The organism is Rathayibacter sp. AY2B7, assembly GCF_002931635.1.
GTDB lineage: Bacteria > Actinomycetota > Actinomycetes > Actinomycetales > Microbacteriaceae > Rathayibacter.
Map to the genome: position 1 here is coordinate 1 of NZ_PSUC01000027.1, position 25,279 is coordinate 25,279.

The following is a 25,279-nucleotide window of genomic DNA, read 5'->3' on the forward strand; positions in this document are numbered from 1 at the left end:
GCCGATGGTACTGCAGGGGGGACCCTGTGGGAGAGTAGGACACCGCCGGACACCATTCACGATGGCCACCCAGAAATGGGTGGCCATCGCTGTTTAACCGGTCGGTCTCTGTTCGAGGAGGAACAGGCCGGCTGGAGCGACGATGACCGTCGTCGCCCGACTCCGGAACGAGGAGCAGCGATGACTCAGCACGACCCGACACCCTCTCCGGAATCGAGGCCGCTCCAGAACGGCTTCGACGTCGTGGAGGAACACGTCCTGTCGGACGAGCTCCTCCGGATCGAGCAGGCTGCGCTCAACGAGAGGGCAACCGGATACGTCCAGCTGCAGGAGCAGCTGCGCATCCGACTCGAGAACGCGGACCGCGACCGATGACCGACGACTCGCGACTCGACTCGGCTCTCGCGGAACGGGGCATCGCCCGGTCCCGCACCCATGCCGCTCGGATGATCGCCGACGGTCTGGTGACGGTGGACGGCGTCCCTGCACTGAAGCCCTCGATCCGCGTCCGCGACGATCAGGACGTCGCGGTCGCCGGCCTCGACCACTACGTCAGCCGGGCCGCCCACAAGCTGCTCGCCGCCCTCGACACCTTCGCGACGGTGCGAGTCGCCGGCCGGAACGCTCTCGACGTCGGGGCGTCGACGGGGGGGTTCTCGCAGGTCCTGCTCGAGCGCGGCGCCGTCTCGGTGATCGCGCTCGACGTCGGGCACGCCCAGCTCGCTCCGCGGATCCGGTCCGACGATCGCGTCCACGTGGTGGAGGGGTTCAATGCGCGGGATCTCACCGCCGCCCGGCTCGCCGAAGCCGCCAGGACGGAGATCGTCCCGGACCTGGTCGTGTCCGACGTGTCCTTCATCTCCCTGCGGATGGTTCTGCCTCCCGTCGCCGCCTCCGTGGATCCGCTCGCCGACTTCGTGGTGCTGGTGAAGCCGCAGTTCGAGGTCGGCCGCTTGGGGGTGCGGGAGGGGATCGTCCGGGATCCGGAGCTGCGTCGCGAGGCCCTCTCGGACGTCCTGTGGTCGGCGTGGGACCTGGGGCTCGGCGTCGTCGGGCTGGCCGAGTCGCCACTCCCGGGGGGCGCTGGGAATCGCGAGTATCTGGCGCACCTCCACCGCGACCGCGGAACGATTCCGACAGAATGGAGGGACGCGGTCACCGCGCTCACCACCGGGTGACGCGATCGTGTCCGCCGCTGTCGACCGACCAGAAGGACACACCCTCGATGCAGTCCCCTCGTGACGAGCGCAACATCCTCGTCGTCGCCCACACCGGACGGACGGACTCCCTCGATGCGGCGGTCCTCGTCGTCGAGCGTCTCCGGAACTCCGGCGCCCACCCCGTCCTCTGCGCCGACGACAAGGGCGACATCGTCGCGGTCGCTCCGGATCTGAGCGACGTCGCCGTGCTCGGGTCCGACGTGCCGCTCGAGTCCATCGAGCTCGTGTTCGTGCTCGGCGGGGACGGGACCATCCTCCGCGCGGCGGAGATCGTCCGGTCCGGGACGGCCCCTCTGCTCGGCGTGAACCTCGGCCACGTCGGGTTCCTCGCCGAGAGTGAGCGGGACGATCTCGACGACGCCGTCGCCCGTGCGCTCGACGGCGACTACGCGGTCGAGGAGCGGATGACCCTGCAGGTGCGCGTCAAGATCGACGAGGCCGTCGTCTACGAGACGTGGGCGCTCAACGAGGCCACCGTCGAGAAGGGCAGTCGCGAGCGGATGCTCGAGGTCATGGTGGGCGTCGACGGACGTCCGCTGTCGAGCTTCGGCTGCGACGGCATCGTCGTGTCCACTCCGACCGGTTCCACCGCTTACGCCTTCTCCGGGGGCGGCCCCGTCGTGTGGCCGACCGTCGAGGCGATGCTCCTCGTTCCGCTCAGTGCCCATGCGCTCTTCGCGCGGCCCCTCGTCGTGGGCCCGTCGTCGAGCCTCGCCGTCGAGGTCAAGGAGAGGACCGACGGCGTCGGCGTCCTCTGGGCCGACGGCCGGCGCGCCTACGAGCTGCCGCCGGGAGCGCGCGTCGTCTACCGGCGCTCGCCCGTGCCCGTGCGCTTCGCACGCCTGCACGACGCCCCCTTCACCGATCGACTCGTGCACAAGTTCGGTCTCCCCATCCGCGGATGGCGGGGGTCGGCGGAGACGGAGTAAGGCCCGATGCTCGAAGAGCTGCAGATCCGCGACCTCGGAGTGATCGCCGAGGCGACGCTTCCGCTCGGACCGGGCTTCACCGCGGTCACCGGCGAGACCGGCGCCGGCAAGACGATGGTGGTCACGGCGCTCGGCCTCGTGCTGGGCGCGCGCTCGGACGCGTCCGCGGTGCGCTCGGGAGCGAAGCAGGCCTGGGTGTCGGGGCGCTGGCTGGTCCCCGAGCAGGGCCCGGTCGCCGAGCGCGTCCACGACGCCGGCGGCGATCTCGACGGCCCGGAGCTGCTCCTCGCGCGCTCGGTCTCGGCGGAGGGACGCGGACGAGCCGTCGTCGGCGGCCGGAGCGCACCGGTCAGCGTGCTGAGCGAGCTCGCCGATCAGCTGGTCGTCGTGCACGGGCAGTCGGACCAGATCCGCCTCCGCTCCGCCGCGGCGCAGCGCGAGGCGCTCGACCGGTTCGGCGGACCCGGTCTCGCCGACGCCCTCCGCGACTACGCGAGCGCCTTCGAGCGCTGGCGGGCCAACCGGGAGGAGCTCGACTCGCTCACCGAGGCCCGGGAGACGCGCGCCCGCGAAGCCGAACGGCTCCGCTCCGCCCTCGCCGAGATCGAGGTGGTCGCCCCCCAGCGCGGGGAGGACGTCGAGCTCGCGGCGCAGTCCGCCCGGCTCGGGAGCATCGAGCAGCTGCGGCTCGCCGCCGGCGAGGCCCGCGAGGCGATCTCGTCCGAGGAGCTGGACGGGCGGGACGCGCTCGGGCTCCTCGAGACGGCGCGGCGCGTGCTGGAGCGGGCGGCCGAGCACGACGCCGCGCTGCAGCCGACGGTCCAGACGCTCGGCGAGGCGGCGGTGCTCCTCGTCGACGCCGCCGGCGGGCTCTCCTCGTACCTGGCGGAGCTCGACCTCGACGGCGCGCACGACCTGGAGCTGATCGAGAACCGGCGGGCGGAGCTGTCTCTGCTCGCCCGCACCTACGGACCGACGCTGGACGACGTGCTCGACCTGGTGGACTCCTCCGGACTCCGCCTGCTCGAGCTCGACGGCGACGACGAGAGGATCGCGGCTCTCGAGGCCGACACCGCGGCCGACGCGGACCTCGTCGACCGCCTCGCGACCCGGCTGACCGAGCTGCGGACTGCGGCGGCCGCCGAGCTGGGGGAGCGGGTCAGCGACGAGCTCACCGCGCTGGCCATGGCGGATGCGCGCCTGCACGTGAAGGTGACGGCCGCGGGGGAGCCGAGCGTCCACGGGCGCGACTCCGTCGAGATGCTGCTCCAGCCGCACACCGGGGCCGCACCCCGGCCCCTCGCCCGCGGAGCCTCGGGCGGCGAGCTCTCGCGGGTGATGCTCGCGATCGAGGTCGTGGTCGCCGCCAACGACCCCGTTCCGACGTTCGTCTTCGACGAGGTCGACGCGGGGGTCGGCGGAGCAGCGGCGATCGAGATCGGCCGACGGCTCGCGCGGCTCGCCGAGACGTCGCAGGTCATCGTGGTGACCCACCTCGCGCAGGTCGCCGCATTCGCCACGAATCACCTCCGCGTCGAGAAGGGCTCGGACGGCGCGGTGACCTCGAGCGCCGTGACGCAGCTCGACTCCGAGGAGCGGGTGTCCGAGATGGCGCGCCTGCTCTCGGGGCTCACCGACTCCGCCAACGCTCTCGCTCATGCGCGGGAGCTCCTCGAATCGAGCCGGCGGGGCTGATAGCGAGCGGCCCGGGACGACATCGATCCGTCCCGGGCGGTCCGCCGCCGCCGTTCTGCTGTTACGGTGGAACCCCGTGGTGGACTTTACGAACGCGGGCCTTTCCTCTTCTTCTCCCTCGGATCCCGAGGGCTCCTCCGGGTCCTCGACCCGGAACGCTTCGACGGCCGGGCAGGACGCCCCCTCGAAGATCACGAAGCACATCTTCGTCACCGGCGGTGTCGTCTCCTCGCTCGGCAAAGGACTCACGGCCGCGAGCCTGGGCAACCTGCTGACCGCGCGCGGGCTGCGCGTCGTCATGCAGAAGCTCGACCCGTACCTCAACGTGGACCCGGGGACGATGAACCCGTTCCAGCACGGCGAGGTCTTCGTGACCGACGACGGCGCCGAGACCGACCTCGACATCGGCCACTACGAGCGCTTCCTCGACATCAACCTGAACCAGGCCGCGAACGTCACGACCGGCCAGATCTACTCGAGGGTCATCGCGCGCGAGCGCGCCGGCGAGTACCTCGGCGACACGGTCCAGGTCATCCCGCACATCACGGACGAGATCAAGCGGCGCATGCGCCTCCAGTCGGAGGACGACCCGCAGCCGGACGTCATCATCACCGAGATCGGCGGCACCGTCGGCGACATCGAGAGCCAGCCGTTCATCGAGTCGGCCCGCCAGGTCCGCCACGAGCTCGGCCGCCGCAACGTCTTCTTCGTGCACGTCTCGCTGGTGCCCTTCATGGGCGCCTCCGGCGAGCAGAAGACCAAGCCCACCCAGCACTCCGTCGCGGCGCTGCGCTCGATCGGCATCCAGCCGGACGCCCTGGTGCTGCGGAGCGACCGGCCCGTGTCGGAGTCGAACAAGCGCAAGATCGCGCTGATGTGCGACGTCGACGAGCAGGCCGTGGTCAACGCCAAGGACGTCGCGTCGATCTACGAGATCCCGCAGATGCTCAACGAGCAGGGCCTCGACGCCTACATCATCGACCAGCTGGGCCTCCCGGCCGGCGAGGTCGTCTGGGACGGCTGGTCGCGACTGCTCGAGGCCGTGCACGAGCCCAAGCACGAGGTCACCATCGGCCTGGTCGGGAAGTACATCGACCTGCCCGACGCCTACCTCTCCGTGACGGAGGCTCTGCGAGCCGGCGGATTCGCGCAGCAGACGAAGGTCGCCATCCGCTGGATCGCCTCCGACGGGCTCGAGGACCCCGAGGCTGCGGCCAAGGCGCTCTCCGAGCTCGACGGCATCTGCGTGCCCGGCGGCTTCGGCATCCGCGGCATCGAGGGCAAGCTCGGCGCGCTGCGCTTCGCGCGGGAGAACGGGATCCCGACGCTCGGGCTCTGCCTCGGCCTGCAGTGCATGGTCATCGAGTACGCCCGCAACGAGGCCGGCCTCGAGGGGGCCTCGTCGTCGGAGTTCGATCCGGAGACGGAGTTCCCCGTCATCGCGACGATGGCCGAGCAGGTCGAGATCCTCGCGTCCGGGGACATGGGCGGCACGATGCGCCTCGGCCTCTACACGGCCGAGCTCGCTGAGGGCTCGATCGTCGCCGAGGTGTACGGCGCACCTGAGGCTGCCGAGCGCCACCGTCACCGCTACGAGGTCAACAACCGCTACCGCGACCGGATCGCCGAGGCGGGGCTCTGGTTCTCGGGCCTCTCGCCCGACGGCCACCTCGTGGAGTACGTCGAGCTGCCCCGCGAGAAGCACCCCTACTACGTGGGCACGCAGGCGCACCCGGAGCTCCGCTCGCGCCCGAACGCCGCGCACCCGCTCTTCCGCGGCCTCGTGACCGCCGCCCTCGAGCGCCAGGAGGCCTCGCGCCTCTTCCCGGCATCGGAGGCGGGCGCCGATGAGTGAGCCGCTGTCGGACGAACTCGTCGAGCCGGAGGTCCTGACCAGTGAGCGCGTCTTCGACGGGATGGTCTGGGGCGTCCGCGCGGAGACGTTCCGCTACGGCGGCGGCGAGCTGCGCCGGGAGTTCCTCGATCACACGGGAGCCGTCGCGGTGCTGGCCCTCGACGACGAGGGCCGCGTCGCCCTGATCAAGCAGTACCGGCACCCGGTCCGCACCCGCGAGTGGGAGATCCCGGCCGGTCTGCTCGACGTGGAGGGGGAGGATCCTCTGGTCGCCGCTCAGCGGGAGCTGGGCGAGGAGACGGACCTGCAGGCCGAGCGCTGGGACCTGCTCTCGGAGTTCGCCACCTCGCCGGGCGGCAGCGACGAGGTCATCCGGATCTACCTGGCCCGCGGGCTCTCGTCCACCGGCTCCGCCTTCGACCGCGAGGCGGAGGAGGCCGACATGGAGCTGCGGTGGGTGCCGCTGGACGAGGCGGTCGAGGCGGTCCTCGCCCGCCGGGTGCAGAACCCCTCGCTGACGATCGCGGTGCTCGCGGCGCACGCGTTCCGCTCGCGCGACTGGGACGGGCTGGGCGACGCGTCCTCGCCGTGGACGCGCCACCCGCTGGTCCGCCACCCCCGGGGGTGAGCCCCCGCGCCTGCGCCGAGGCCTACCTCCGGCAGGCGAGCGTGGAGCGCGGGCTCTCGGCGCACACGCTCGCGGCCTACCGGCGCGACCTGGAGCTCTACCTCGGCTGGCTCGAGGAGCGCGGGACCGTCGATCTGGCGCAGCTCGGACGCGTCGACGTGGGGGAGTTCTCCTCCTGGCTGGCCGCACGCCCGGAGCGGCCGCTCGCGGCGAGCTCGCGCGCACGGATCCTCTCGAGCGTCCGAGGGCTGCACCGCTTCGCCCTCGAGGAGGGGGTCGTCGCGGACGACGTGGCCCGGGACGTGGTGCCGCCGAAGATCCCGATGACCCTGCCGAAGGCGGTCACGGTCGAGCAGATGGCGGCACTGCTCGACGCGGCGCGCGGCGAGGAGCTCGCGGACCTGCGGGACCGGGCCCTGCTGGAGCTGCTCTACGCGACGGGCGCGCGCATCTCGGAGGCGGTGGACCTGAACGTCGACGACGTGGTCGCCGCGGAGGTGGTGCGGCTGACGGGCAAGGGGTCCAAGCAGCGGATGGTGCCGCTCGGCCGCTTCGCCCGCGAGGCGGTCGACGAGTACCTCGTGCGTGCGCGGCCCGAGCTCTCGCGGAGGGGGCGCGCGACGCCGGCGCTCTTCCTGGGGGTCCGCGGGAGCCGCCTGTCGCGGCAGAGCGCCTGGCTGGTCATCCGCGCCGTCGCCGAGAAGGCCGCGCTGGACCGGGAGATCTCGCCGCACACCTTCCGGCACTCCTTCGCGACCCACCTGCTCGCGGGCGGCGCCGACGTCCGCGTGGTGCAGGAGCTCCTCGGGCACGCCTCGGTGGCGACGACGCAGATCTACACGCTGGTGACCGCGGACACGCTCCGGGACGTCTACACGTCCGCGCACCCGCGAGCGCGGCGCTAGAGCCGCGGACCCGCGCGGCGGGGCGCGGCGGCCGGGGAGCGGGGCGCCGGTACACTCGTCGGAGGCCGCGCGGGAGCGCACGCCGCCACGGAAGCGAGGACGACGCAGGTGACACGCAAGACGGACGACAAGGCCGAGCTCACCGGTCTCGAAGCCCCGACGCTCGGCCCGACCGGCCGCCCCCTGCGCGACTTCCCGCTGCCGGTGGAGCTCACCGGTCACGGCCCCGCTCGGATCATCTCCCTCTGCAACCAGAAGGGCGGCGTCGGAAAGACGACGACGACCATCAACCTGGGCGCGACCCTCGCCGAGTACGGCCGCCGCGTGCTGGCCATCGACTTCGACCCGCAGGGCGCCCTCTCGGCCGGCCTCGGGGTCACCACCTACGACGCCATCACGATCTACGACCTGCTCCTCGGCACCGTGAAGGACCCGGCCGAGGCGATCCGGAGGACCCGCGTGCCGGGCCTGGACGTCATCCCGGCCAACATCGACCTCTCCGCCGCCGAGGTCCACCTCGTCAACGAGGTCGCGCGCGAGCAGATCCTCGCCCGCGTGCTCCGCAAGGTGAGCGCGGACTACGACGTCATCCTGATCGACTGCCAGCCCTCGCTGGGCCTGCTCACGGTCAACGCGCTCACCGCGAGCCACGGCGTGCTCATCCCGCTCGAGTGCGAGTTCTTCGCGCTGCGCGGCGTCGCCCTGCTGATCGAGACGATCGACAAGGTCCGCGACCGGCTCAACCCGGTGATCGAGCTCGACGGCATCCTGCCCACGATGTACGACTCCCGCACCCTGCACTCGCGGGAGGTGCTCGACCGCGTGGTCGACGCCTTCGGCGACAGCGTGCTCGAGACGGTGATCGGCCGCACGGTGAAGTTCCCGGACGCCAGCGTGTCCGGCGTCCCGATCACCCAGTTCGCGCCCGAGCACAACGCCGCGAAGGCATACCGCAAGCTCGCCAGGGAGCTGATCTCGCGTGGCGCGGTCGCCTGAGGTCCTCCTCGAGGAGCGCGCCGCTCCCACCGGGTTCCACCTCGCGCTGACCAACTTCGAGGGTCCGTTCGACCTCCTGCTGAGCCTCATCGCGAAGCAGCAGGTCGACATCACCGAGATCGCGCTGAGCGCCGTGACGGACGAGTTCCTCTCGTACCTGCACGGGATCGACTCGCTCGAGGGGCTGGACCGCGCGTCGGAGTTCCTCGTCGTCGCCGCGACGCTCCTCGACCTGAAGATCGCCGGACTCCTGCCCCAGGGCGAGCTCGTGGACGCCGAGGACGCGGCGCTGCTGGAGGCGCGAGACCTGCTGTTCGCCCGGCTCCTGCAGTACCGGGCCTTCAAGCAGGTGTCGTCGTGGTTCGCCGAGCGGATCGCGATCGAGACCGCCCGCCACGTGCGCGACGTGCCTCTGGAGGAGGAGTACCGGTCCGCGAAGCCGGAGCTCGTCTGGACCCTGTCGCCCGCCGACTTCGCCGCCCTCGCGACCGTCGCCCTCGCTCCGCGCGAGCTGCCGACGGTGGGCCTGGACCACCTGCACGCCCCGCAGATCAGCATCCGGGAGCAGGCCGCCCACGTCGTGGCGATGCTGCGCGCCCGCGGGAGGGCCACGTTCGGCGAGCTGATCGCGGACGCCGACGAGAAGGGCGTGATCGTCGCGCGCTTCCTGGCCGTGCTCGAGCTCTACCGGCACGCCGCGATCTCGTTCGACCAGCCGGAGCCGCTCGGCGAGCTCACGCTGCGCTGGGTCGCCGAGCAGTGGAGCGATGCGAGCCTCGCCGCGCTCGGAGCCGACTATGACTCCTGACGCCGGCCCCGGGACCGTCGCGTTCGAGATCGACCGGGCGATCGAGGCGATCCTGATGGTCGCGGACGAGCCGCAGCCGCTCGCCTCCCTCGCGACCGCGCTGTCGAGGCCGATCGCCGTGGTCCGCCAGTCGATCGAGCGCCTGGTCGCCGACTACGACGGCGCCGACAGGGCGACCCGACGGGGCTTCGAGCTGCGCGAGGTCGGTGCCGGCTGGCGGATCTACGTCCGCCGCGAGTACGACCCGGTGGTCAAGGACTTCGTCCTGACGCAGAACCCGACGCGGCTCTCGCAGGCGGCACTCGAGACGCTCGCCGTGATCGCCTACAAGCAGCCGGTCTCGCGCGGTCAGGTGGCGCAGATCCGCGCGGTCAACGTCGACTCCGTCGCGCGCACCCTCCTCGGCCGCGGCCTCATCGCGGAGGTCGGCCACGACCCCGAGACGGGCGCGGTCCTCTACGGCACCACCGAGCAGCTGCTCGTGCACCTCGGCCTCACCTCGCTCGACGAGCTGCCGAAGATCTCCCCCCTACTGAGCGACGGAAGAGACGGATTCGATGAGCGCGCCTGACAGCGGCCCCGACGGCGAACGACTGCAGAAGGTCCTCGCGGCAGCGGGGGTCGCCTCCCGACGAGTGGTCGAGGAGATGATCGTGGCGCGGCGGATCCGCGTCAACGGCGAGGTGGCGGACGAGCTCGGCCGCCGCATCGATCCGGCGACCGACCGGATCGAGGTCGACGGGGTCGCGGTGCAGCTGGACACCTCGCGCCGCTACGTGATGCTCAACAAGCCGATCGGCGTCGTCAGCTCGCTGGCGGACGAGAACGGACGCACCGACCTCAGCCTCTACACGAAGAACTTCGAGGAGCGGCTGTTCAACGTCGGGCGCCTCGACGCCGAGACCTCGGGCCTGCTGGTTCTGACCAACGACGGCGAGCTCGCCCACGTCCTCGCGCACCCGTCGTTCGGAGTGACGAAGACCTACATCGCGAAGGTGCACGGGCAGGTCCTCCCGCAGACGATCGCGACGCTGACCTCCGGGATCGAGCTCGACGACGGACCGGTGGCCGCCGACAAGGCGCGTCTCCTCGGCCGGCCGGAGGGCCGCTCGAACGCCTCGCTCGTCGAGATCACCCTGCACTCCGGGCGCAACCGGGTCGTCCGCCGGATGATGGCGGCGGTCGGCCACCCCGTCATCGAGCTCGTCCGCCGCCAGTTCGGGCCGCTGCACCTGGGCACCCTGCGCTCGGGCGATCTGCGCGACCTGACCCGGGAGGAGCTGGGCGCGCTGCTGACGATCGCGCGGCAGGGCGGCGAGGCAGTGGCGGCCGCTCCCGTGGTCCCCTCGAAGAAGGCGAGCGCGGGGGCGCGGCGGCCCCGGCCGGACAGCGGCGAGCGCGGCGCCCCGGCGGAGCGCGGCTCGGCCGGGCGATCCTCGGATCGCGGCGGATCGTCCGGACGGTCGTCCGACCGCGGCGGCTCGGCGGGACGGTCGTCCGATCGCGGCGGCTCCTCCGCCGGCGGCGGGCGGAGCGACGGTCCTCCGCGCCGGTCCGGCGCCGACAAGCAGCGCCGCGCCGATCGCTAGGCTGTCGGGGTGAACGAGCTCCTGCACCCCGCGCCGCCCGCGATGCGGACGACCGGGACGGTGCGGGTGGTCGGCTCCGGCCTGCTCGGCGCCTCCATCGGCCTCGGCCTCGCCTCCCGGGGGATCGACGTCGTCCTCGACGACGCTTCGCCCGCGAGCCTCTCCCTCGCCATCGACTACGGGGCCGGCCGCGCCGCCTCCGCCGACGACCGGCCCTCCGTCGTCGTCGTCTGCGTCCCCCCTGACGTCACCGCGAGCGTCGTCGAGCGCGAGCTCGCGGCGCATACCGGAGCCGTCGTCACCGACGTGGCGAGCGTCAAGACCCAGCCGCTGCGCGAGCTGCGCTCCCGCGGCGTCGACCTCGCCCGCTACATCGGCTCGCACCCGATGGCCGGCCGCGAGCGCGGCGGACCGGTCGCCGCGCGGGGAGACCTCTTCGTCGGCCGGCCCTGGGTGATCTGCCGCGACGGCGAGACCGCGCCCGACGCGCTCGCACGGGTGGAGGGCCTCGCTCTCGACCTCGGCGGCACCATCGTCGAGATGGACCCGGAGGAGCACGACCTCTCGGTCGGCCTCGTCTCGCACGCCCCGCAGGTGATCTCGTCACTGCTCGGCCAGCGCCTCCTCGACGCCCCGAACGCGGCGCTCCGCCTCGCCGGGCAGGGCGTCCGCGACGTCTCGCGCCTGGCGGCCTCGGCCCCCGATCTCTGGATGCAGATCCTGGCCGCGAACCGCGAGCACGTCGTCGCGGTGCTCGACGCCTTCCGCGACGACGTCGCCGCGGTCGCCGACGCGCTTCGCGACCTCGAGGCGCCCGGCTCGCGCCGCGTGCTCGCCGAGCACCTGGCCGCGGGCAACGCCGGAGTGGCGCGCCTGCCCGGCAAGCACGGCCAGGACCAGCGCTTCTCGACCCTGATCGTCCTCGTCGACGACTCTCCCGGAACCCTCGCGCGGCTCCTGGTGGAGATCGGCGAGGCGGGCGTCAATCTCGAGGACGTGCGCCTCGAGCACGCGCAGGGGCGCCGAGTGGGTCTCGCCGAGATCTCGGTGGTGCCCGAAGCGGTCGCGCCGCTGACCGAAGAACTGACCATACGCGGCTGGAGGATCGCCGGATGAGCACCGAGCAGAACAGGCAGGAGGGCGGCCTGAACAGGATGACGCCCGCCCGCCGGGCACAGCAGAGCATCCCGGAGGACGGGGGCGCGGCTCCCGAGCGCGAGGCGCGCTCCGAGGCCGCCGAGCAGGGCGACTTCGGCGAGGCCGTCGTGGTAGCCATCGACGGCCCGGCCGGCAGCGGCAAGTCCAGCGTGTCGAGGGCTGCCGCCCGCCGCCTCGACTTCGAGTTCCTCGACACGGGAGCGGCCTACCGCGCGCTCGCCTGGCACGGGCTCGACCGCGGCCTCGACTTCGAGGACCAGGACGCGATCGTCGACGCGCTCGACGGCTTCGACTACTCCATCGGCACCGACCCCGAGTCGTACTCGGTGTGGGTCGGTCCGACCGAGGTGACCGCCGCCATCCGCGAGCCCCGGGTGACCGCGCGCGTCTCGGCCGTGGCGAAGGTCCCCGAGGTCCGTCGGAGGATCACCCTGCTGTTCCGGAGGATCATCGGCGAGACGCGCCGGGAGGGCATCATCGTCGAGGGCCGCGACATCACGACGGTCGTCGCGCCGACCGCTCCGGTCCGGATCCTGCTGACGGCGAGCGAAGAGGCTAGAATGGCCAGGCGTTCGCGCGAGGTCACCACGGAATCCGCCGAGGCGACGGGTCAGGCGCTGCGGTCGAGGGACCGCGCCGACTCGCAGGTGGTCGACTTCATGAACGCCGCAGAAGGAGTCACTCTTCTCGACTCCACTCATCTCGACTTCGAGCAGACCGTCGACGCGGTCGTCGCCGAGGTCCGAACTTCGAGAGCAAGGGCCGGTCATGGCACAGGACACGCACGTCGGTGACGACGAGCTGAACTTCGGAGACGACGACCTCGTCGAGCGCCTCGGCGACCTCGACGAGCAGCTCGCCTCCTCACGCGCGCAGGCGCTCCGCAGCGGACTCGAGGACTACGACCTCGACGAGGAGGACCTCGACCTCCTCGAGTTCGCCGGGGAGGACTCGGACGAGGTCCGCTACCTCCCCGCCCTCCCGGTCGTGGCGATCGTGGGCCGCCCCAACGTCGGCAAGTCCGCGCTGGTGAACCGCATCCTCGGCCGCCGCGAGGCCGTCGTCGAGGACACCCCGGGCGTCACGCGCGACCGCGTGTCCTACAAGGCGGAGTGGATCGACAGGGCGTTCACCATCGTCGACACCGGCGGCTGGGAGCCCGATGCCCGCGGCATCGACGCCTCCGTCGCCATGCAGGCCGAGATCGCCATCGACCTCGCCGACGCCGTCATCTTCGTCGTCGACGCGAACGTGGGCGCGACCGCGACCGACGAGCACGTCGTGAAGCTGCTGCGCAAGACGAAGAAGCCGGTCTTCCTCGCCGCCAACAAGGTGGACGACGCCCGCCAGGAGCCGAATGCCGCCTCGCTGTGGTCGCTCGGCCTGGGCGAGCCCCGCCCCGTCTCGGCCGTCCACGGCCGCGGCGTCGCCGACCTGCTCGACGCGGTGCTCGAGAAGCTCCCTCTGGAGTCGGCCGTCGCCAAGCGCGAGGTCGGCGGACCGCGCCGCGTCGCGATCCTCGGCCGCCCGAACGTCGGCAAGTCCAGCCTGCTCAACAAGGCGGCGGGGGAGGAGCGGGTCGTCGTCAACGAGCTCGCCGGCACCACCCGCGACCCGGTCGACGAGCAGGTCGAGATCGCCGGCAAGGTCTGGCGCTTCGTCGACACCGCGGGCATCCGCCGCCGCGTGCACCTCCAGCAGGGCGCCGACTTCTACGCGTCGCTGCGCACCTCGACCGCGCTCGAGAAGGCCGAGGTCGCCGTCGTCGTCCTCGACGTCTCGCAGCCGATCTCGGAGCAGGACGTCCGCATCATCGACCTGGTGCTGGAGTCGGGCCGGGCGCTCGTGCTCGCCTTCAACAAGTGGGACCTCCTCGACGACGAGCGCCGCCGCTACCTCGAGCGCGAGATCGAGACCGACCTCGCCCACGTGGCGTGGGCGCCCCGCGTCAACATCTCGGCCCGCACCGGCCGCCACCTCGAGAAGCTCGTGCCGGCGCTCGAGCTCGCCCTCGAGTCGTGGGACACGCGCATCCCGACGGGCAAGTTCAACGCATTCCTCGCCGAGCTCACCGCGGCGCACCCGCACCCCCTCCGCGGAGGCAAGCAGCCCCGCGTGCTCTTCGGCACGCAGGCCTCGTCGCGCCCGCCGACATTCGTCCTCTTCACGACCGGGTTCCTCGACCCCGGCTACCGCCGCTACATCGCACGCCGCCTGCGCGAGATCTACGGCTTCCAGGGTTCGCCGGTGAACGTCAACATGCGCGTCCGCGAGAAGCGCGCGCGCTGAGCGCAGCCGCACCGTGACCGGCCCGTGGGAGATCCTCCTGCTGGCCGTTCGCGTCCCCGGAGCGATCGCCTGGTCACGAAAGGTCGGTCCCTCCGGCGGGACCCGATCGTCCGCGACGCCCGGAGCCGTCGACAGCTCGGTGACGGTCGACCGTGGCGTCCGACCCCTGGCCGAGTCGACTCACGGGTGACCGCGCGGCGCGGACTCCGAAGCAGTACGCCGGTCAGTCGCCGGTGGCGAACGGCCACCACGGCGGCAGGAGCCGGCGGTAGGCCGCGAGGTAGCTGTCGGGGTCGCGCGGCTCCGGGAGGCGGAGCCACTGCTCCATCAGACCGACGGAGCCCGCCGCGAGGTACGAGGCCGTCGCGTCCTCGAGGAACCCGGGCGGGGCGTCGGCGGCGGGCACGTCCAGCACGCCGGTGTCGAGGGTCGCGGAGACCGCGGTGCGGAAGTGGCCGGCGAGCATCGCGCGCAGCCCCGAGTCCCCGCCGGGGGCGTCGAAGGCGCGGAGGTACAGATCACGGTGGCCGTCGAGGTGGCCGAGGACGCGCGCCGTGCCCTCGCGGATGCTGGCGTCGGTCGCGGCGCCGCTGCGGAGCTGCTTCAGGTAGCCCTCGCGGATCGCATCGAGCTCGTCCCGCAGCGCGGCGCAGAGCAGCTCGGCGGCGGAGGAGGCGTGGGCGTAGAAGGTGGAGCGGTTCACGCCGGCGAGATCCGTGATCTCGGAGACGGTGAGGGTGGCGACGTCGCGGCCGGTCGCGAGTTCGATGATGGCCCGGTGCAGGGCCACCTGTGATCGCTTCTGCCGCGCATCCACTGCTGACGCCTCCCGAGCTGCCGACGGCGCGTCGACCCGTGCCGACGCGTTCCGCGCAGCGAGTCTACGGGGCCCGCTCGTTTTCACTTCCGGCGTCGGCATCCGCTAAGGTAGTCGAGTTGCCCGGGCCTCGGCCCGGTCTGCCACGGGCTGTGGCGCAGCTTGGTAGCGCACTTGACTGGGGGTCAAGGGGTCGCAGGTTCAAATCCTGTCAGCCCGACGGAAAGCCCTGATGAGACCACTGGTCGTCGTCAGGGCTTCCGTCGTTTCCAGGCCTCGTCGTGACGCTGCGGACCGCTCACCGGAGCGCTGCGGCGACCTCGGCGAAGGCCTCGCGACGTCGGGCGGAGCGCGCCTCCCGCTCGGCGGGATCCCGTGCCCAGAGTGCCTGTCGGGACGGGTGGAACGTGCGGATCACCGTGAGGCCGCGCTCGCGCTCGATCGCCGGGTGCCGCCTGAGGAGGCGCCGCCAGCCGTGATCGGCGTCGCCGCCCTGCAGGAGGACCACCTCGACGTCGGGAGCGAGCGCGAGCAGATGCAGGACGGTCTCGACGCCGGCGTCGAGCTGCTCGGCGTTCGGCGCCGCTGCGATGTACCAGGGGTAGGCGTTCCATGGCAGCAGGTCGGCGGGCGCGAGGCCCACCTCGTCCATCAGCCCGGCCATGAGCTCGGCCGTCGGGTCGTCGTTCTCGGTGCAGAGGAAGCCGCTTCCGACGCCGTCTTGAGTGGCGGGGCCGGGATCGCGGAGGACGCTGAGGACGCGCGCCTCCACTCCGCCGTGCAGGGGAGCGACGTAGGGCAGCCAGCCGCGTCCGTAAGGGTTCCGCAGCTCGTCGACCCAGCGGTTCACGGGAGCCACGTGCGGTGAGTAGCGCTGCTCCCACTGGGCGCGGCGGAAGGAGAGGTCGGCCATGGAGCGGGGCATGTCCGCACCCTGGAGGGTGACCGGGGCGGCGCGGCACCCTTCCTGGTCGTCGGCCGTGCCGGCGGCGTCCGGACTGAGAGGCTGGAGCGGCATGCACGGCGTCTCCCCGACCGCCCGCAAGGGCGGCGGCAGGCCGGCTCCCTAGCGTCGGTGGACGTGACCCACTCCGCTCCGCTCGCCCGCTGGTGGCGCGAACCCCGGTGGGCGCGGCTCACCCTCCTCGCGATCCTGTGCGGTTCGACGGTCCTCACCGGCTGGAATCTCGCCCGAGGCGGAGACGCCGTCTTCTACGAGGCGGCGGCACGGTCGATGTCGGAGTCGTGGCACGCGCTGGCGTTCGGAGCCTTCGATCCCGCTGCCACGGTGACGCTGGACAAGCTGGCGGGGTTCGCGGTGCCGCAGGCGCTGAGCATCCGGCTGTTCGGCATGTCGACATCGTCGATCGCGCTGCCGCAGCTGATCGAGGGGCTGATCACGGTCGCGGCGTGCTCGGTCCTCGGGCTCCGGTGGGGCGGCCGGGGGCTCGGGCTGGTCGCGGCGGCAGCGGCGGCGAGCACGCCGATCTTCGTGTCGATGTTCGGGCACCCGATGGAGGACGGGCTGCTCACGGCGGCACTCGCCGTGGCGCTGGTGTGGTGGCAGCGCGCGGTGCTGACGGAGCGGTGGTGGCCGCTGCTGATGACCGGGCTGTCCATCGGGATCGGCTTCCAGGCGAAGATGATGCAGGCCTGGTTCGTCCTGCCGGCGCTCGTGGTGGCGACTCTCGTCGGGGTGCGCGGGTGGCGCCGAGCCCTCGCCTGGGCGGGCGGGCTCCTGGCCGTCGCGGTGGGCGCCTCCGTGGCGTGGACGGTCGCGATCCAGGCGGTGCCCGCGGGCGACCGGCCGTACATCGACGGGTCGACGGGGAACGACGTGTTCGCGATGGTGTTCGGATTCAACGGGCTCGATCGGCTGATCTCGGGCGCGGTGCCCGGCGCCGTCGTCGCGTCCGCCCACGTCGCGGCGATGGGCGGAGCGGCGGGATCGTCGCCGGTGAAGCTTCTGCTCGCGCAGTACGCGACCCAGGTGGGCTGGCTGTACCCCGCGGCGCTCGCGGGGCTGATCCTGGGGGCGGTGCGCTGGTGGCCGCGGCGGGGGAGCACCCGCGGTCCGTTCGCCCTCCTGGTCCTGGCCGCGGTGTGGCTGGCGACGGCGGCGGCGGTGCTCTCGGTGGCGACGGTGCCGCACACCGCCTACGTCGCGGCGATCGGAGTGCAGCTGGCGCTCCTCGCGGCGCTGGGCTGGGCGGAAGCGGTGCGGCTGCTCGCGTCGACCCGGGTCGTCGCGCGGCTGGTGCTGCCGCTCCTCCTTGTCGCGCAGACGGCGTGGAGCGCGGCGCTCGCCGTGGGCGGGCAGCTGCCCGCGGTGCTGGGCCTGCCGTTCGCGGCGCTCGCCGGAGCAGGGCTCGTCGTGATCGCGGTGGCGGCGCGGCGACGGAGGGGCGGTGCGGTGGAGCGAGCGGTCGGGCGCCGTAGGGGAGCGGCCCGGCGTCGTCCCGTCGCGCTCGCGGCAGCGGTCGTGATCCTGGCCGGGCCGGTCGCGTTCAGCCTGCAGGTGCTCGACGCGTCCCTCGACGGGTCGGGCGGGGACGCGCTCGTCGGCCTGCGCTTCCCGCAGCGGGCCGAGACCTCGGCTCCGTTCGCGGTCTCGTCGCCGGACGCGGTCGGCGGGCACGACTCGATGACCGCGGACGAGACCGGCCTGGTCGCCGCCGCTCGTGCCGCCGGCGGCGGGGTGGACGGGGCGCCCCTGTTCCTCACCGACTCCTGGGCGATCTCGGCGCCGATCATCACGGCGACCGGCGCGAGCGTGCTCACCGACGGCGGCTACTCCGGCCAGGCGCGGGTCTTCACCGAGCAGGACGTCACCCGGATGATCGCGGCAGGACGCACGCCTCTGCTGGTGCTGAAGAACTCCGCACCGCCGACCGAGTCGGTGCGGAAGGCCGTGGTGGCGGACGGGTGCACCGAGCTGCAGGAGTGGGGGCCGGCGGCGACGGAGCCGGGGGAGCACGCCTCGGCGGTCACCGGGTTCTCTCTGTGGAGGTGCGGACCGGTGCCGCAGAGCTCGGCGGGCGGGGTGGCGGCTGTCGGCCGGTGACGGCGTCGGGCGATCCTCGCGTCGACGAGATCGCGACCCCGGCGGAACGGCGAGGAGCGGCTGCCGCCTGCCGCTCGGAGGATCGAGCCGGGCCGAGCAGGTCGGGTCCGCGAGCGGGAGGGCCCCTGGCGCCCCGTCCGCGCGATGGCGGCCCGCCGCCTATCCTTGAGGGCGATGTCGAACTCCCGCGCCGAGGCCGCCTACCTGCGCTCCCTCGGCGCCTTCCGGACGCCGACCCTCGATCTCCTCCACGGCCGCTACGCGCCGTTCGTCGTCGCCGCCCTGTCTCTCGTGTTCACCGTCGACCGGCAGGCCGTGGCGGTCGCCGACGCGCACGCCGAGGTGGGGGAGCTGCTCGAGGAGCTGCGCTCGGCCGGGTACGACGAGGGCGAGCGCGCTCTGCCGAGCGGCACGGCGCGCGAGGTGTGCCGCTACTGGGTCCGCGTCGGCTGGCTGGTGCCGCAGATCGAGGGCGAGGCCGAGGTCTACCGGCTGAGCGCCCACGCCGTGAGCGCCCTCGAGATCACCGGGCGCACCGGAGGTGGACGCACGCGCGTCTCGAACTCGCGGGTGCGCACCCTGCTGGAGGCGGTCGAGCGGCTGGCCGCGGACGTCGATCCCGACCCGGAGGCCCGCCTCTCGCGGCTCCGCGAGGAGCGGGCGCGCCTGGACGCCGAGATCGCCGCCCTCGAGGAGGGCGCCGGTCTCGAGCCGGCCGACGACGAGCAGCTCCTGGAGGAGGCCGAGAACGTGGTGCACCTCGCCCGCGAGCTGCCGGCCGACTTCGCGCGGGTGGCGGAGTCGATCAAGGCGATGCAGCGCGACGTGGTCGCGGACCTGCGCCGCGATGTCCGCCCGACCGGCGAGGTGCTGCGGGAGTACCTCGAGCGAGGTCAGCACGTGATGCAGGCCACCAGCGAGGGCCGTGCGTTCGCCGGAGCCCTCCGCCTCCTGGGCGACCCCGAGCGCATCGACGCGCTCGCCGATCAGCTGCACACCGTGCTCGTGCAGCCGTTCGCCCGACTGATGGACCCCGCCCAGCGCGCGGAGCTGGCCGCGATCGGCCGCCGGGTGGAGCTGGGCGTGCAGGAGGTCCTGACCGCGCAGCGTCGAGCGTCCCACGTCATCACGGGCCAGGTCCGCACCCACGACCCGGCTCGCGACCGCCAGGTGGACGAGCTGCTGCGCGACGTGATGGCGGGGCTCCAGGAGTGGACGGGCGGGATCTCCCCGGACGCGCCGGTCGCGCCGCTGCGGCACCTGCCCGTCGCCGGGATCGGCCACCTGCGCCAGACCCTGGGAGACGTGCGTCCGGCCGGCGGGCCGGCGCCCCTGGCCGGAGACGACGGCGACGCCGAGTTCGTCGGCGACGACAGCCGGGCCTGGGGCGGTCCCCGCTACGCGGAGCTGGAGGCCTACGTGGCGGAGCTCGGCGACGAGTTCGATCTGGCGGACGCGTTCAGCGCGGCTCCGGAGGACACGCGACGGCCCGTCGACCTGCTCGGGCTGCTCGAGATCGCGCACCGGACGGGCCTCGTCGACCGCGAGGGCTACTCCGTCGTGAGCACGCGCCGACCCGACGGGACCGTGCGCCGCTTCGCCTTCGGATCCGTGACCGCCCGCACCGAGGAGGAGACCGACGATGAGTGACACCCTGGCGACCGACGGGACTGCCGCCGATCCGTTCATCGCGCCCGTGTCGATGGAGGAGGACCCCGACGAGCTCTTCCCCGGCGACCGCGGCGTCCTCGACACCGAGGTGCGCCGGGTGCTCGTGCACGTGCTGCAGCGACGCTTCCTCCTGGCCGACCGCCACCGCGAGCAGTGGGCCGTGCTCCAGGAGCACCGGCAGCTGATCGAGTCGCGGCTGAACGACCTCTTCGTGCGGCTCGTCGTCGACCACGAGCGCGGGGTCGCCTACAAGCAGCAGGTGCGCTCCGACGAGGTCGAGATGCCGGTGCTGCTGCGCGACCTCCCCTACACCCGCGCCGAGACGCTGGTGCTGGTGCACCTGCGCACGGTCCATCAGCGGGAGTCGGCGGCCGGCGAGGCGTCGGCGCGCGTGGACGTCGAGGAGGTCGAGCAGACGGTGCTCAGCTACTTCGCCGACGCCGAGCGCGACACCGCCCGCCGGCAGCGCATGGTCCGCAAGGCGCTGGAGCGGCTCGGCCGCGACGGCATCGTCGACGAGGAGTCCGCAGGGCGGTACCGGATCAGCCCGATCGTGGAGATCGTGCTGAGCGCGCCGAAGCTGCGGGAGCTGAGCGACTGGCTGCGCGGGCGGGCGGGCGAGGCCGCTTCCTCGGTGGTCGCAGAGGCGGCGCTCGCTGAGGAGCCCGGCTCGGACGATCCGGAGCAGGCGGACGACGAGCCGACCGACGACGAGCCGCTGGACGACGAGCCGACCGACGACGACACCCCCGACCCGGAGGACGACCCCCGATGACGATGCTCGACACCCTCTTCGGCCTGATCCCCGCCGCCTCCCGCGGTCAGCAGTGGCTCGCCGAGGACCTGCAGCTGGTCAACTGGGGCGGCTACGACGGCGCCCACCGGGTCCGCTTCTCGCCCGGCGCCACGCTCCTCTGCGGCGGCTCCGGCTCCGGCAAGTCCACGCTGATGGACGCCTACATCGCCCTGATGATGCCGCACACCACGCCGTTCAACGGCGCCTCGAACGGCGGAGTGACGGGCCGTCCGCGCGGCGAGGACCAGCGCAACATCCTCTCCTACGCGCGCGGCAAGCTCGACGAGTCGCGCACGGACGAGGGCACGACCATGCGCGTCCTGCGCGGCGACGGAGTCGACACCTGGACCGCCGTCGCGATGACCTGGGTCGACCACGACGGCTCGCGCTTCAGCGCGGTCCGCGCCTGGTACGTCCCGGCCGGCTCCCGGGTGCTCGAGGAGACCGTGCGGATCCGCGCGAGCGCCGAGGGCCCGGTCGACCTCGCCGCGCTCGACCGGGCGGCGGCGCACCGCTTCTCCGACGCGTCGCTGCGCGCGGCGGGCCTGGATCCGCTCGGCACCGATCGCGAGTTCTCGGCGCGTCTGCACGCGGTGCTCGGCATCGGAGCGGCGGGAGCCGGATCGAAGGCGATGAGCCTGCTCGCCCGCATCCAGGCCGGTCAGCAGATCACGACCGTCGACGACCTCTACAAGCGGCTCGTGCTCGAGGAGCCCGAGACCCTGGCCTCCGCCGACGCGGTCGTCGCCCACTTCGACGAGCTCGAGAGCACCCGGCAGCGGATGCTCACCGCGCGCCAGCAGGTCTCGGCACTCGAGCCGTTGCGGGGCCTGCGCCTGCGCATCGCCGCGTCCGCGGAGCGCGTGCGCCTCATCGACGCGCTCGGGGAGTTCGACGCCCCGGTGTCGCCGGCGGCCCTGTGGCGCGCTGAGCAGCGCCTCGGCCTGCTGCGCGACGTCGAGGCCGAGCTGCGCGAGCGCACCCGCGCCGTCGACGCCGTGCTCCGCGAGAAGCGGGCGCTCGCCGAGGCGGCGGAGTCGGAGCGGGACGGGCTCGCCGAGGTGCTGCGGGCCTCCGGCGGCGACCGCCTCGAGACGGCCCAGCGCGAGCTCCGCGAGGTGGAGCGGCGGTTGGGCGCGGCGCGCGAGAACCGCGCCCGGCTCGAGGAGGACCTGCGCGCTCTCGGCGAGCCGGAGACCACCCGCGAGCGGTTCGAGGCGGTGCTCGCCCGGGCGGCGAGCGCGGCCGACGCCAAGCGCAGCACCCGTGCGGCCTGGTCGGACGCGGTCGCCGAGCGGAAGGCCGCGGCGCGCGAGCTCGCCGAGCTCGAGGCGGAGCAGCGCTCGGCCTCGGACCGTCGGGACAGCATCCCCCGGCCTCTGCACGAGGCGCGCGAGCGGATCGCGGAGGCAGCCGGCCTCACCGCCGACGACCTGCCCTTCGTCGGCGAGCTGGTCGAGGTGCGTGCCGAGTTCGAGCCCTGGCGCGAGGCGTTCACGCTCGCCCTCGGCGGCTTCGCGACGACGCTGATGATCGACTCCGCCCACCTCGACCGCTTCCGCCGCGCCATCGACTCCGTCCGGCTCCCGGTCCGGCTCCGCTACGAGGGAGTGGAGACCGGGCTCGAGGAGGTGCGGGGCCTCGACCCGCAGACGCTGCCCGGGCGCCTCGACTACCGCGCCACCGCCTTCACCGGCTGGCTGCAGGACCGGCTCGAGGACCGCTTCGGCTACGTGTGCGTCGACAGCGCTGCGGAGCTCGGACGCCACCGGCTCGCCCTGACCCTCACCGGTCAGCTCTCGCAGGGGCAGCGCGGTGCGCACGGCGGCCACGGCGCCGCGAACGTCCTCGGTTTCTCCAACTCCCGTCGACTCCGCGAGCTGAACGCCCTGGTCGAGGCGGCCCGGGCCCGCAGCGCGGCGGCCGTCTCGGCGGCGTCGGCGGCGGAGGAGGCCCTCGATGCGCTCGACGACCGGATGACGCGCCACGCCCGCCTCGCGCTGGTGAGCTGGGAGACGGTCGACGTCGAGTCGCTGCTCGCCGAGCAGGAGCGCTGGGAGGCGGTCGGCGCCGAGGCGGCGGAGGCGAACCCCGAGCTCGCCGGCCTGCAGGAGCAGATCGACGGGCTGCGCGGCCGCCTCGAGCGCCTCCGCCAGGAGATCGCGCGCGCCGGTGTGGAGCGCGAGCGGATCGAGGCGGAGTGGGCCGTCGTGGTCGACGACGTCGACGCGAGCCAGGCGGTTCTCGATGCGGCGGAGCGCGCAGGTCGCGAGCTCGACGAAGACCAGCGCGCCTTCCTGGACGCCCGGTTCACGCTGACCGAGGCCGCGGCGTCCGGCAGCGCCTCGGACGTCCTGGTCCGCTTCGACGCAGCGCTCGCCACGGCGGCACAGCGACTGGCGGAGGACCGCCGCTCCGCGGCCGAGGCGCACGAGCAGCAGCGCGAGAGCGCCGGCCGGATCATGGCCGGCTTCCTCGACCGCTGGCCGAATCCCAACCTGCTCGCGGACCCCGAGGCGTCCGCGGGCGACTTCGAGCGGCTGCTCGACGCCCTCGAGACCAGCGGCCTGCACCGGCTCGAGACCGAGTGGCGCGACAGCCTGCTCACGCTCTCCGGCAACGACCTCACGAGCTTCGACTCCACGCTCGGCCGCTCGCTGCGCGAGATCCGCGAGCGGATCGAGCCGATCAACGTGATCATGCAGGACCTGCCGTTCTACGACGACGGCCACCGCCTGCAGATCACGACGCGCGAGAACCAGTCGGAGGTGCGCCGTCGCTTCCGCCGCGAGCTCCGCGAGGTGCGCGCGCAGATCCAGGCCGTGTCCGCGGAGGAGGAGCGCGAGCAGGTCTACCGGCGGATGTCCCGGCTCATCCAGCGGCTGCGGCGCACCGCGCCCGACTTCGGCGACCTCGTCGACGTCCGCAACCACGTCCGGGTCAGCGCCGAGCGCGTGGACGCCGTCACCCGAGCGCACGTGGCGCTGTACGACCACATCGGCGAGAAGTCCGGCGGGGAGTCGCAGGAGCTGATCGCCTTCATCGTCGGAGCGGCGCTGCGCTATCAGCTCGGCGACGCGGGAGCAGACCGCCCCCGGTACGCGCCGGTCTTCATGGACGAGGCGCTGATCAAGGCCGACGCTCACTTCACCAAGCGGGCGATCGGTGCGTGGCGCGGTCTCGGCTTCCAGCTCGTGATCGGCGCCCCGAACGACAAGTACAGCGCGATCGAGCCGCACGTCGAGGTGGAGTACGACATCCTCAAGGACACGCGCGGACGCTCCTGGGCCAGGCCGAAGGTGGGCCTGGCCCCCTAGGGCTGCGTGCCGATCTTCGCGTGGCTGCGCGAGTAGGCGAAGTAGATCGCGAAGCCCACGGCCAGCCAGATCAGGAAGCGCAGCCAGGTCTCGATCGAGAGGTTGAGCATCAGGTAGGTGCAGATCAGGGCCGAGAGCAGCGGGAGCCACGGGTTCAGCGGGACCCGGAAGCCGCGCTTCAGGTCGGGCCGCTTGCGGCGCAGCACCACGACGCCGACCGAGACCAGCACGAACGCCGAGAGCGTTCCGATGTTGACCATCTCCTCGAGGACGCCGATCGGAGTGAGCCCGGCGAGCAGCGCGACGACGATCGTCACGACCACGGAGGTGAACCACGGCGTGCGCAGGCGCGGGTGGACGGTGGCCAGGCGCCGGGGGAGGAGTCCGTCGCGCGCCATCGCGAAGATGATGCGCGTCGCTCCGATCAGCAGCGTCAGCACGACGGTGGTCAGACCGGCGACGGCGCCGGCCGAGATGACCGTCGCCATCCAGGTCTGCCCGTGGTAGGCGAACGCGTTGGCGAGCGCGGCCGACGGGTCGAGCTCGCGGTAGGGGACCATGCCGGTCACGACGAGGGCGACGGCGCAGTACAGGACCGTGCAGATGATCAGCGAGGCGATGATGCCGATGGGCAGGTCGCGCTGGGGGCGGCGGGTCTCCTCCGCGGTCGTCGCGACGACGTCGAACCCGATGTAGGCGAAGAACACCAGGGAGGCGCCGGCGATGATGCCGCCGACCCCGAACGTGGCCGGCTCGATGCCCGAGAGGAACTGGAGCAGCGGCTGGGTCAGACCGGACGCGGACGGCGAGGGCTCGGCGGCGGGGACGAACGGGGTGTAGTTGGCGGTGTTCACGAACTGCAGGCCCGCGATGATGACGAACAGGACGATGAACAGCTTGATCGCGACGAGCACCAGGTTGACGCGCAGCGATTCCTTGATCCCGAAGGTCATCAGCGCGCCGAGCACGAGGACGAGCAGGATCGCCGGCACGTCGACCACGCCGCCGTAGGTGAGCGCCGGCGGGAGGGTCACTCCCAGCTGCTGCAGCAGCGACCCGAGGTACGCGCTCCACCCCTGCGCGACCACGCTCGCTCCGAGGAACAGCTCGAGGATCAGGTCCCAGCCGATGATCCAGGCGAAGAGCTCGCCGAGGGAGGCGTAGGAGAAGGTGTAGGCGGAGCCCGACACCGGGACCGTGGAGGCGAACTCGGCGTAGCACATGGCCGCGAGGGCGCAGGCGAAGGCGGCGACGACGAAGCTCAGGACGATCGCCGGTCCGGCGATGTCGTGGGCGGCGCGGCCGGTGAGGGTGAAGATGCCGGCGCCGATGACGACTCCGACGCCGAAGACCGTGAGATCGAGCGCGGTCAGCGACTTCTTGAGCTTGTACTCGGGCTCATCGGTGTCGGCGATCGACTGCTCGACGGACTTGGTGCGGAGGAGGCTCACGGTGGTTCTCTCTGTGGGCTGCGAGGTGGAGGCGCGAGGGCCACTGGGGAGGATAGCGGGGCGGGCGCCTCTGCCGCGCCGGGCGTCGCGC

At 72.9% G+C, this 25,279-nt stretch carries 20 protein-coding genes, 1 tRNA gene and 1 pseudogene; 19 read left to right on the forward strand and 3 right to left on the reverse strand.

The features are described 5' to 3' along the window. Positions 1-180 precede the first annotated feature (180 nt). The 14 genes and pseudogenes from C5C27_RS06790 to der all read left to right on the forward strand — a co-directional run bounded on the left by C5C27_RS06790 (position 181) and on the right by der (position 14,072). Entirely contained in the window at positions 181-375 is a 195-nt protein-coding gene (locus C5C27_RS06790) for a hypothetical protein (protein WP_104313975.1), read from the forward strand. Continuing rightward, complete coding sequence (locus tag C5C27_RS06795) at positions 372-1,178, forward strand: TlyA family RNA methyltransferase (protein ID WP_104313976.1); 807 nt, start codon at positions 372-374, stop codon at positions 1,176-1,178. The genes C5C27_RS06790 and C5C27_RS06795 overlap by 4 nt, the downstream gene beginning before the upstream one ends. Before the next feature lie 47 nt (positions 1,179-1,225). Further along, the gene (locus C5C27_RS06800; RefSeq protein ID WP_104222498.1) at positions 1,226-2,149 is read left to right on the forward strand and encodes an NAD kinase; all 924 of its coding nucleotides are present in this window, start codon (positions 1,226-1,228) and stop codon (positions 2,147-2,149) included. Positions 2,150-2,155: 6 nt separating this feature from the next. After that, positions 2,156-3,844 (forward strand): DNA repair protein RecN, encoded by a 1,689-nt coding sequence (recN, locus tag C5C27_RS06805; RefSeq protein WP_104250718.1) that lies wholly within the window; start codon positions 2,156-2,158, stop codon positions 3,842-3,844. A 190-nt stretch (positions 3,845-4,034) separates the two neighbouring features. Next, complete coding sequence (locus tag C5C27_RS06810; protein ID WP_104222604.1) at positions 4,035-5,699, forward strand: CTP synthase; 1,665 nt, start codon at positions 4,035-4,037, stop codon at positions 5,697-5,699. Beyond that, complete coding sequence (locus tag C5C27_RS06815; RefSeq protein WP_104313977.1) at positions 5,692-6,327, forward strand: NUDIX hydrolase; 636 nt, start codon at positions 5,692-5,694, stop codon at positions 6,325-6,327. Before C5C27_RS06810 ends, C5C27_RS06815 begins: the two co-directional genes overlap by 8 nt. Further along, entirely contained in the window at positions 6,324-7,232 is a 909-nt protein-coding gene (xerD, locus tag C5C27_RS06820; RefSeq protein WP_104313978.1) for a site-specific tyrosine recombinase XerD, read from the forward strand. The genes C5C27_RS06815 and xerD overlap by 4 nt, the downstream gene beginning before the upstream one ends. A gap of 108 nt (positions 7,233-7,340) precedes the next feature. Continuing rightward, positions 7,341-8,228: a ParA family protein gene (locus C5C27_RS06825; protein ID WP_104222502.1), complete on the forward strand. Its 888-nt coding sequence runs from the start codon at positions 7,341-7,343 to the stop codon at positions 8,226-8,228. Next, complete coding sequence (locus C5C27_RS06830; RefSeq protein WP_104267431.1) at positions 8,212-9,036, forward strand: ScpA family protein; 825 nt, start codon at positions 8,212-8,214, stop codon at positions 9,034-9,036. Before C5C27_RS06825 ends, C5C27_RS06830 begins: the two co-directional genes overlap by 17 nt. Next, positions 9,026-9,607 (forward strand): SMC-Scp complex subunit ScpB, encoded by a 582-nt coding sequence (gene scpB, locus C5C27_RS06835; protein WP_104313979.1) that lies wholly within the window; start codon positions 9,026-9,028, stop codon positions 9,605-9,607. The genes C5C27_RS06830 and scpB overlap by 11 nt, the downstream gene beginning before the upstream one ends. After that, positions 9,594-10,352 (forward strand): annotated as a pseudogene (locus tag C5C27_RS06840) (pseudouridine synthase); the annotation flags it as partial. The gene scpB and the pseudogene C5C27_RS06840, both read left to right, overlap by 14 nt. Before the next feature lie 315 nt (positions 10,353-10,667). Then, complete coding sequence (locus tag C5C27_RS06845) at positions 10,668-11,741, forward strand: prephenate dehydrogenase (protein WP_104313989.1); 1,074 nt, start codon at positions 10,668-10,670, stop codon at positions 11,739-11,741. Next, a complete protein-coding gene (cmk, locus tag C5C27_RS06850; protein WP_244229618.1) occupies positions 11,738-12,577 on the forward strand; it encodes a (d)CMP kinase in 840 nt (279 codons plus the stop codon). Before C5C27_RS06845 ends, cmk begins: the two co-directional genes overlap by 4 nt. Then, positions 12,552-14,072: a ribosome biogenesis GTPase Der gene (gene der, locus C5C27_RS06855; protein ID WP_104222506.1), complete on the forward strand. Its 1,521-nt coding sequence runs from the start codon at positions 12,552-12,554 to the stop codon at positions 14,070-14,072. The genes cmk and der overlap by 26 nt, the downstream gene beginning before the upstream one ends. Before the next feature lie 223 nt (positions 14,073-14,295). Here the strand turns inward: der and C5C27_RS06860 are convergent, their stop codons facing one another. Beyond that, a complete protein-coding gene (locus C5C27_RS06860; RefSeq protein ID WP_104238577.1) occupies positions 14,296-14,862 on the reverse strand; it encodes a TetR/AcrR family transcriptional regulator in 567 nt (188 codons plus the stop codon). Positions 14,863-15,035: 173 nt separating this feature from the next. Here C5C27_RS06860 and C5C27_RS06865 point away from each other — a divergent pair. Further along, positions 15,036-15,109: transfer RNA gene (locus C5C27_RS06865), tRNA-Pro, on the forward strand. A 78-nt stretch (positions 15,110-15,187) separates the two neighbouring features. Here C5C27_RS06865 and C5C27_RS06870 read toward each other — a convergent pair. Further along, positions 15,188-15,907 (reverse strand): uracil-DNA glycosylase, encoded by a 720-nt coding sequence (locus tag C5C27_RS06870; RefSeq protein WP_219813141.1) that lies wholly within the window; start codon positions 15,905-15,907, stop codon positions 15,188-15,190. A gap of 63 nt (positions 15,908-15,970) precedes the next feature. Here C5C27_RS06870 and C5C27_RS06875 point away from each other — a divergent pair, with 63 nt between their 5' ends. The 4 genes from C5C27_RS06875 (at position 15,971) to C5C27_RS06890 (ending at position 23,737) form a co-directional block, all read left to right on the forward strand. Then, positions 15,971-17,953, forward strand: coding sequence for a glycosyltransferase family 39 protein (locus C5C27_RS06875; protein ID WP_104313981.1), 1,983 nt, complete (start codon positions 15,971-15,973; stop codon positions 17,951-17,953). 174 nt (positions 17,954-18,127) lie between these two features. Beyond that, on the forward strand, positions 18,128-19,603 hold the full coding sequence (locus C5C27_RS06880; RefSeq protein WP_104313982.1) for a DUF3375 domain-containing protein: 1,476 nt from the start codon (positions 18,128-18,130) through the stop codon (positions 19,601-19,603). Continuing rightward, a complete protein-coding gene (locus C5C27_RS06885) occupies positions 19,596-20,399 on the forward strand; it encodes a DUF4194 domain-containing protein (protein WP_104313983.1) in 804 nt (267 codons plus the stop codon). Before C5C27_RS06880 ends, C5C27_RS06885 begins: the two co-directional genes overlap by 8 nt. Continuing rightward, positions 20,396-23,737 (forward strand): ATP-binding protein, encoded by a 3,342-nt coding sequence (locus C5C27_RS06890; RefSeq protein WP_104313984.1) that lies wholly within the window; start codon positions 20,396-20,398, stop codon positions 23,735-23,737. The genes C5C27_RS06885 and C5C27_RS06890 overlap by 4 nt, the downstream gene beginning before the upstream one ends. On the opposite strand, the gene C5C27_RS06895 is transcribed toward C5C27_RS06890, so the two are convergent. Continuing rightward, the gene (locus C5C27_RS06895; protein ID WP_104233381.1) at positions 23,734-25,188 is read right to left on the reverse strand and encodes an amino acid permease; all 1,455 of its coding nucleotides are present in this window, start codon (positions 25,186-25,188) and stop codon (positions 23,734-23,736) included. The two genes, C5C27_RS06890 and C5C27_RS06895, sit on opposite strands and share 4 nt — an antisense overlap. Positions 25,189-25,279 lie beyond the last annotated feature (91 nt).

Bases quoted from the DNA above. Each gene is read 5' to 3' on its own strand.
- C5C27_RS06885 (WP_104313983.1), top strand. From the start codon at position 19,596: ATGAGTGACACCCTGGCGACCGACGGGACTGCCGCCGATCCGTTCATC.
- C5C27_RS06880 (WP_104313982.1), top strand. From the start codon at position 18,128: ATGTCGAACTCCCGCGCCGAGGCCGCCTACCTGCGCTCCCTCGGCGCC.
- cmk (WP_244229618.1), top strand. From the start codon at position 11,738: ATGAGCACCGAGCAGAACAGGCAGGAGGGCGGCCTGAACAGGATGACG.
- C5C27_RS06790 (WP_104313975.1), top strand. From the start codon at position 181: ATGACTCAGCACGACCCGACACCCTCTCCGGAATCGAGGCCGCTCCAG.
- C5C27_RS06795 (WP_104313976.1), top strand. From the start codon at position 372: ATGACCGACGACTCGCGACTCGACTCGGCTCTCGCGGAACGGGGCATC.
- C5C27_RS06815 (WP_104313977.1), top strand. From the start codon at position 5,692: ATGAGTGAGCCGCTGTCGGACGAACTCGTCGAGCCGGAGGTCCTGACC.
- C5C27_RS06890 (WP_104313984.1), top strand. From the start codon at position 20,396: ATGACGATGCTCGACACCCTCTTCGGCCTGATCCCCGCCGCCTCCCGC.
- der (WP_104222506.1), top strand. From the start codon at position 12,552: ATGGCACAGGACACGCACGTCGGTGACGACGAGCTGAACTTCGGAGAC.
- C5C27_RS06845 (WP_104313989.1), top strand. From the start codon at position 10,668: ATGCGGACGACCGGGACGGTGCGGGTGGTCGGCTCCGGCCTGCTCGGC.
- recN (WP_104250718.1), top strand. From the start codon at position 2,156: ATGCTCGAAGAGCTGCAGATCCGCGACCTCGGAGTGATCGCCGAGGCG.
- C5C27_RS06870 (WP_219813141.1), bottom strand. From the start codon at position 15,907: ATGCCGCTCCAGCCTCTCAGTCCGGACGCCGCCGGCACGGCCGACGAC.
- scpB (WP_104313979.1), top strand. From the start codon at position 9,026: ATGACTCCTGACGCCGGCCCCGGGACCGTCGCGTTCGAGATCGACCGG.
- C5C27_RS06800 (WP_104222498.1), top strand. From the start codon at position 1,226: ATGCAGTCCCCTCGTGACGAGCGCAACATCCTCGTCGTCGCCCACACC.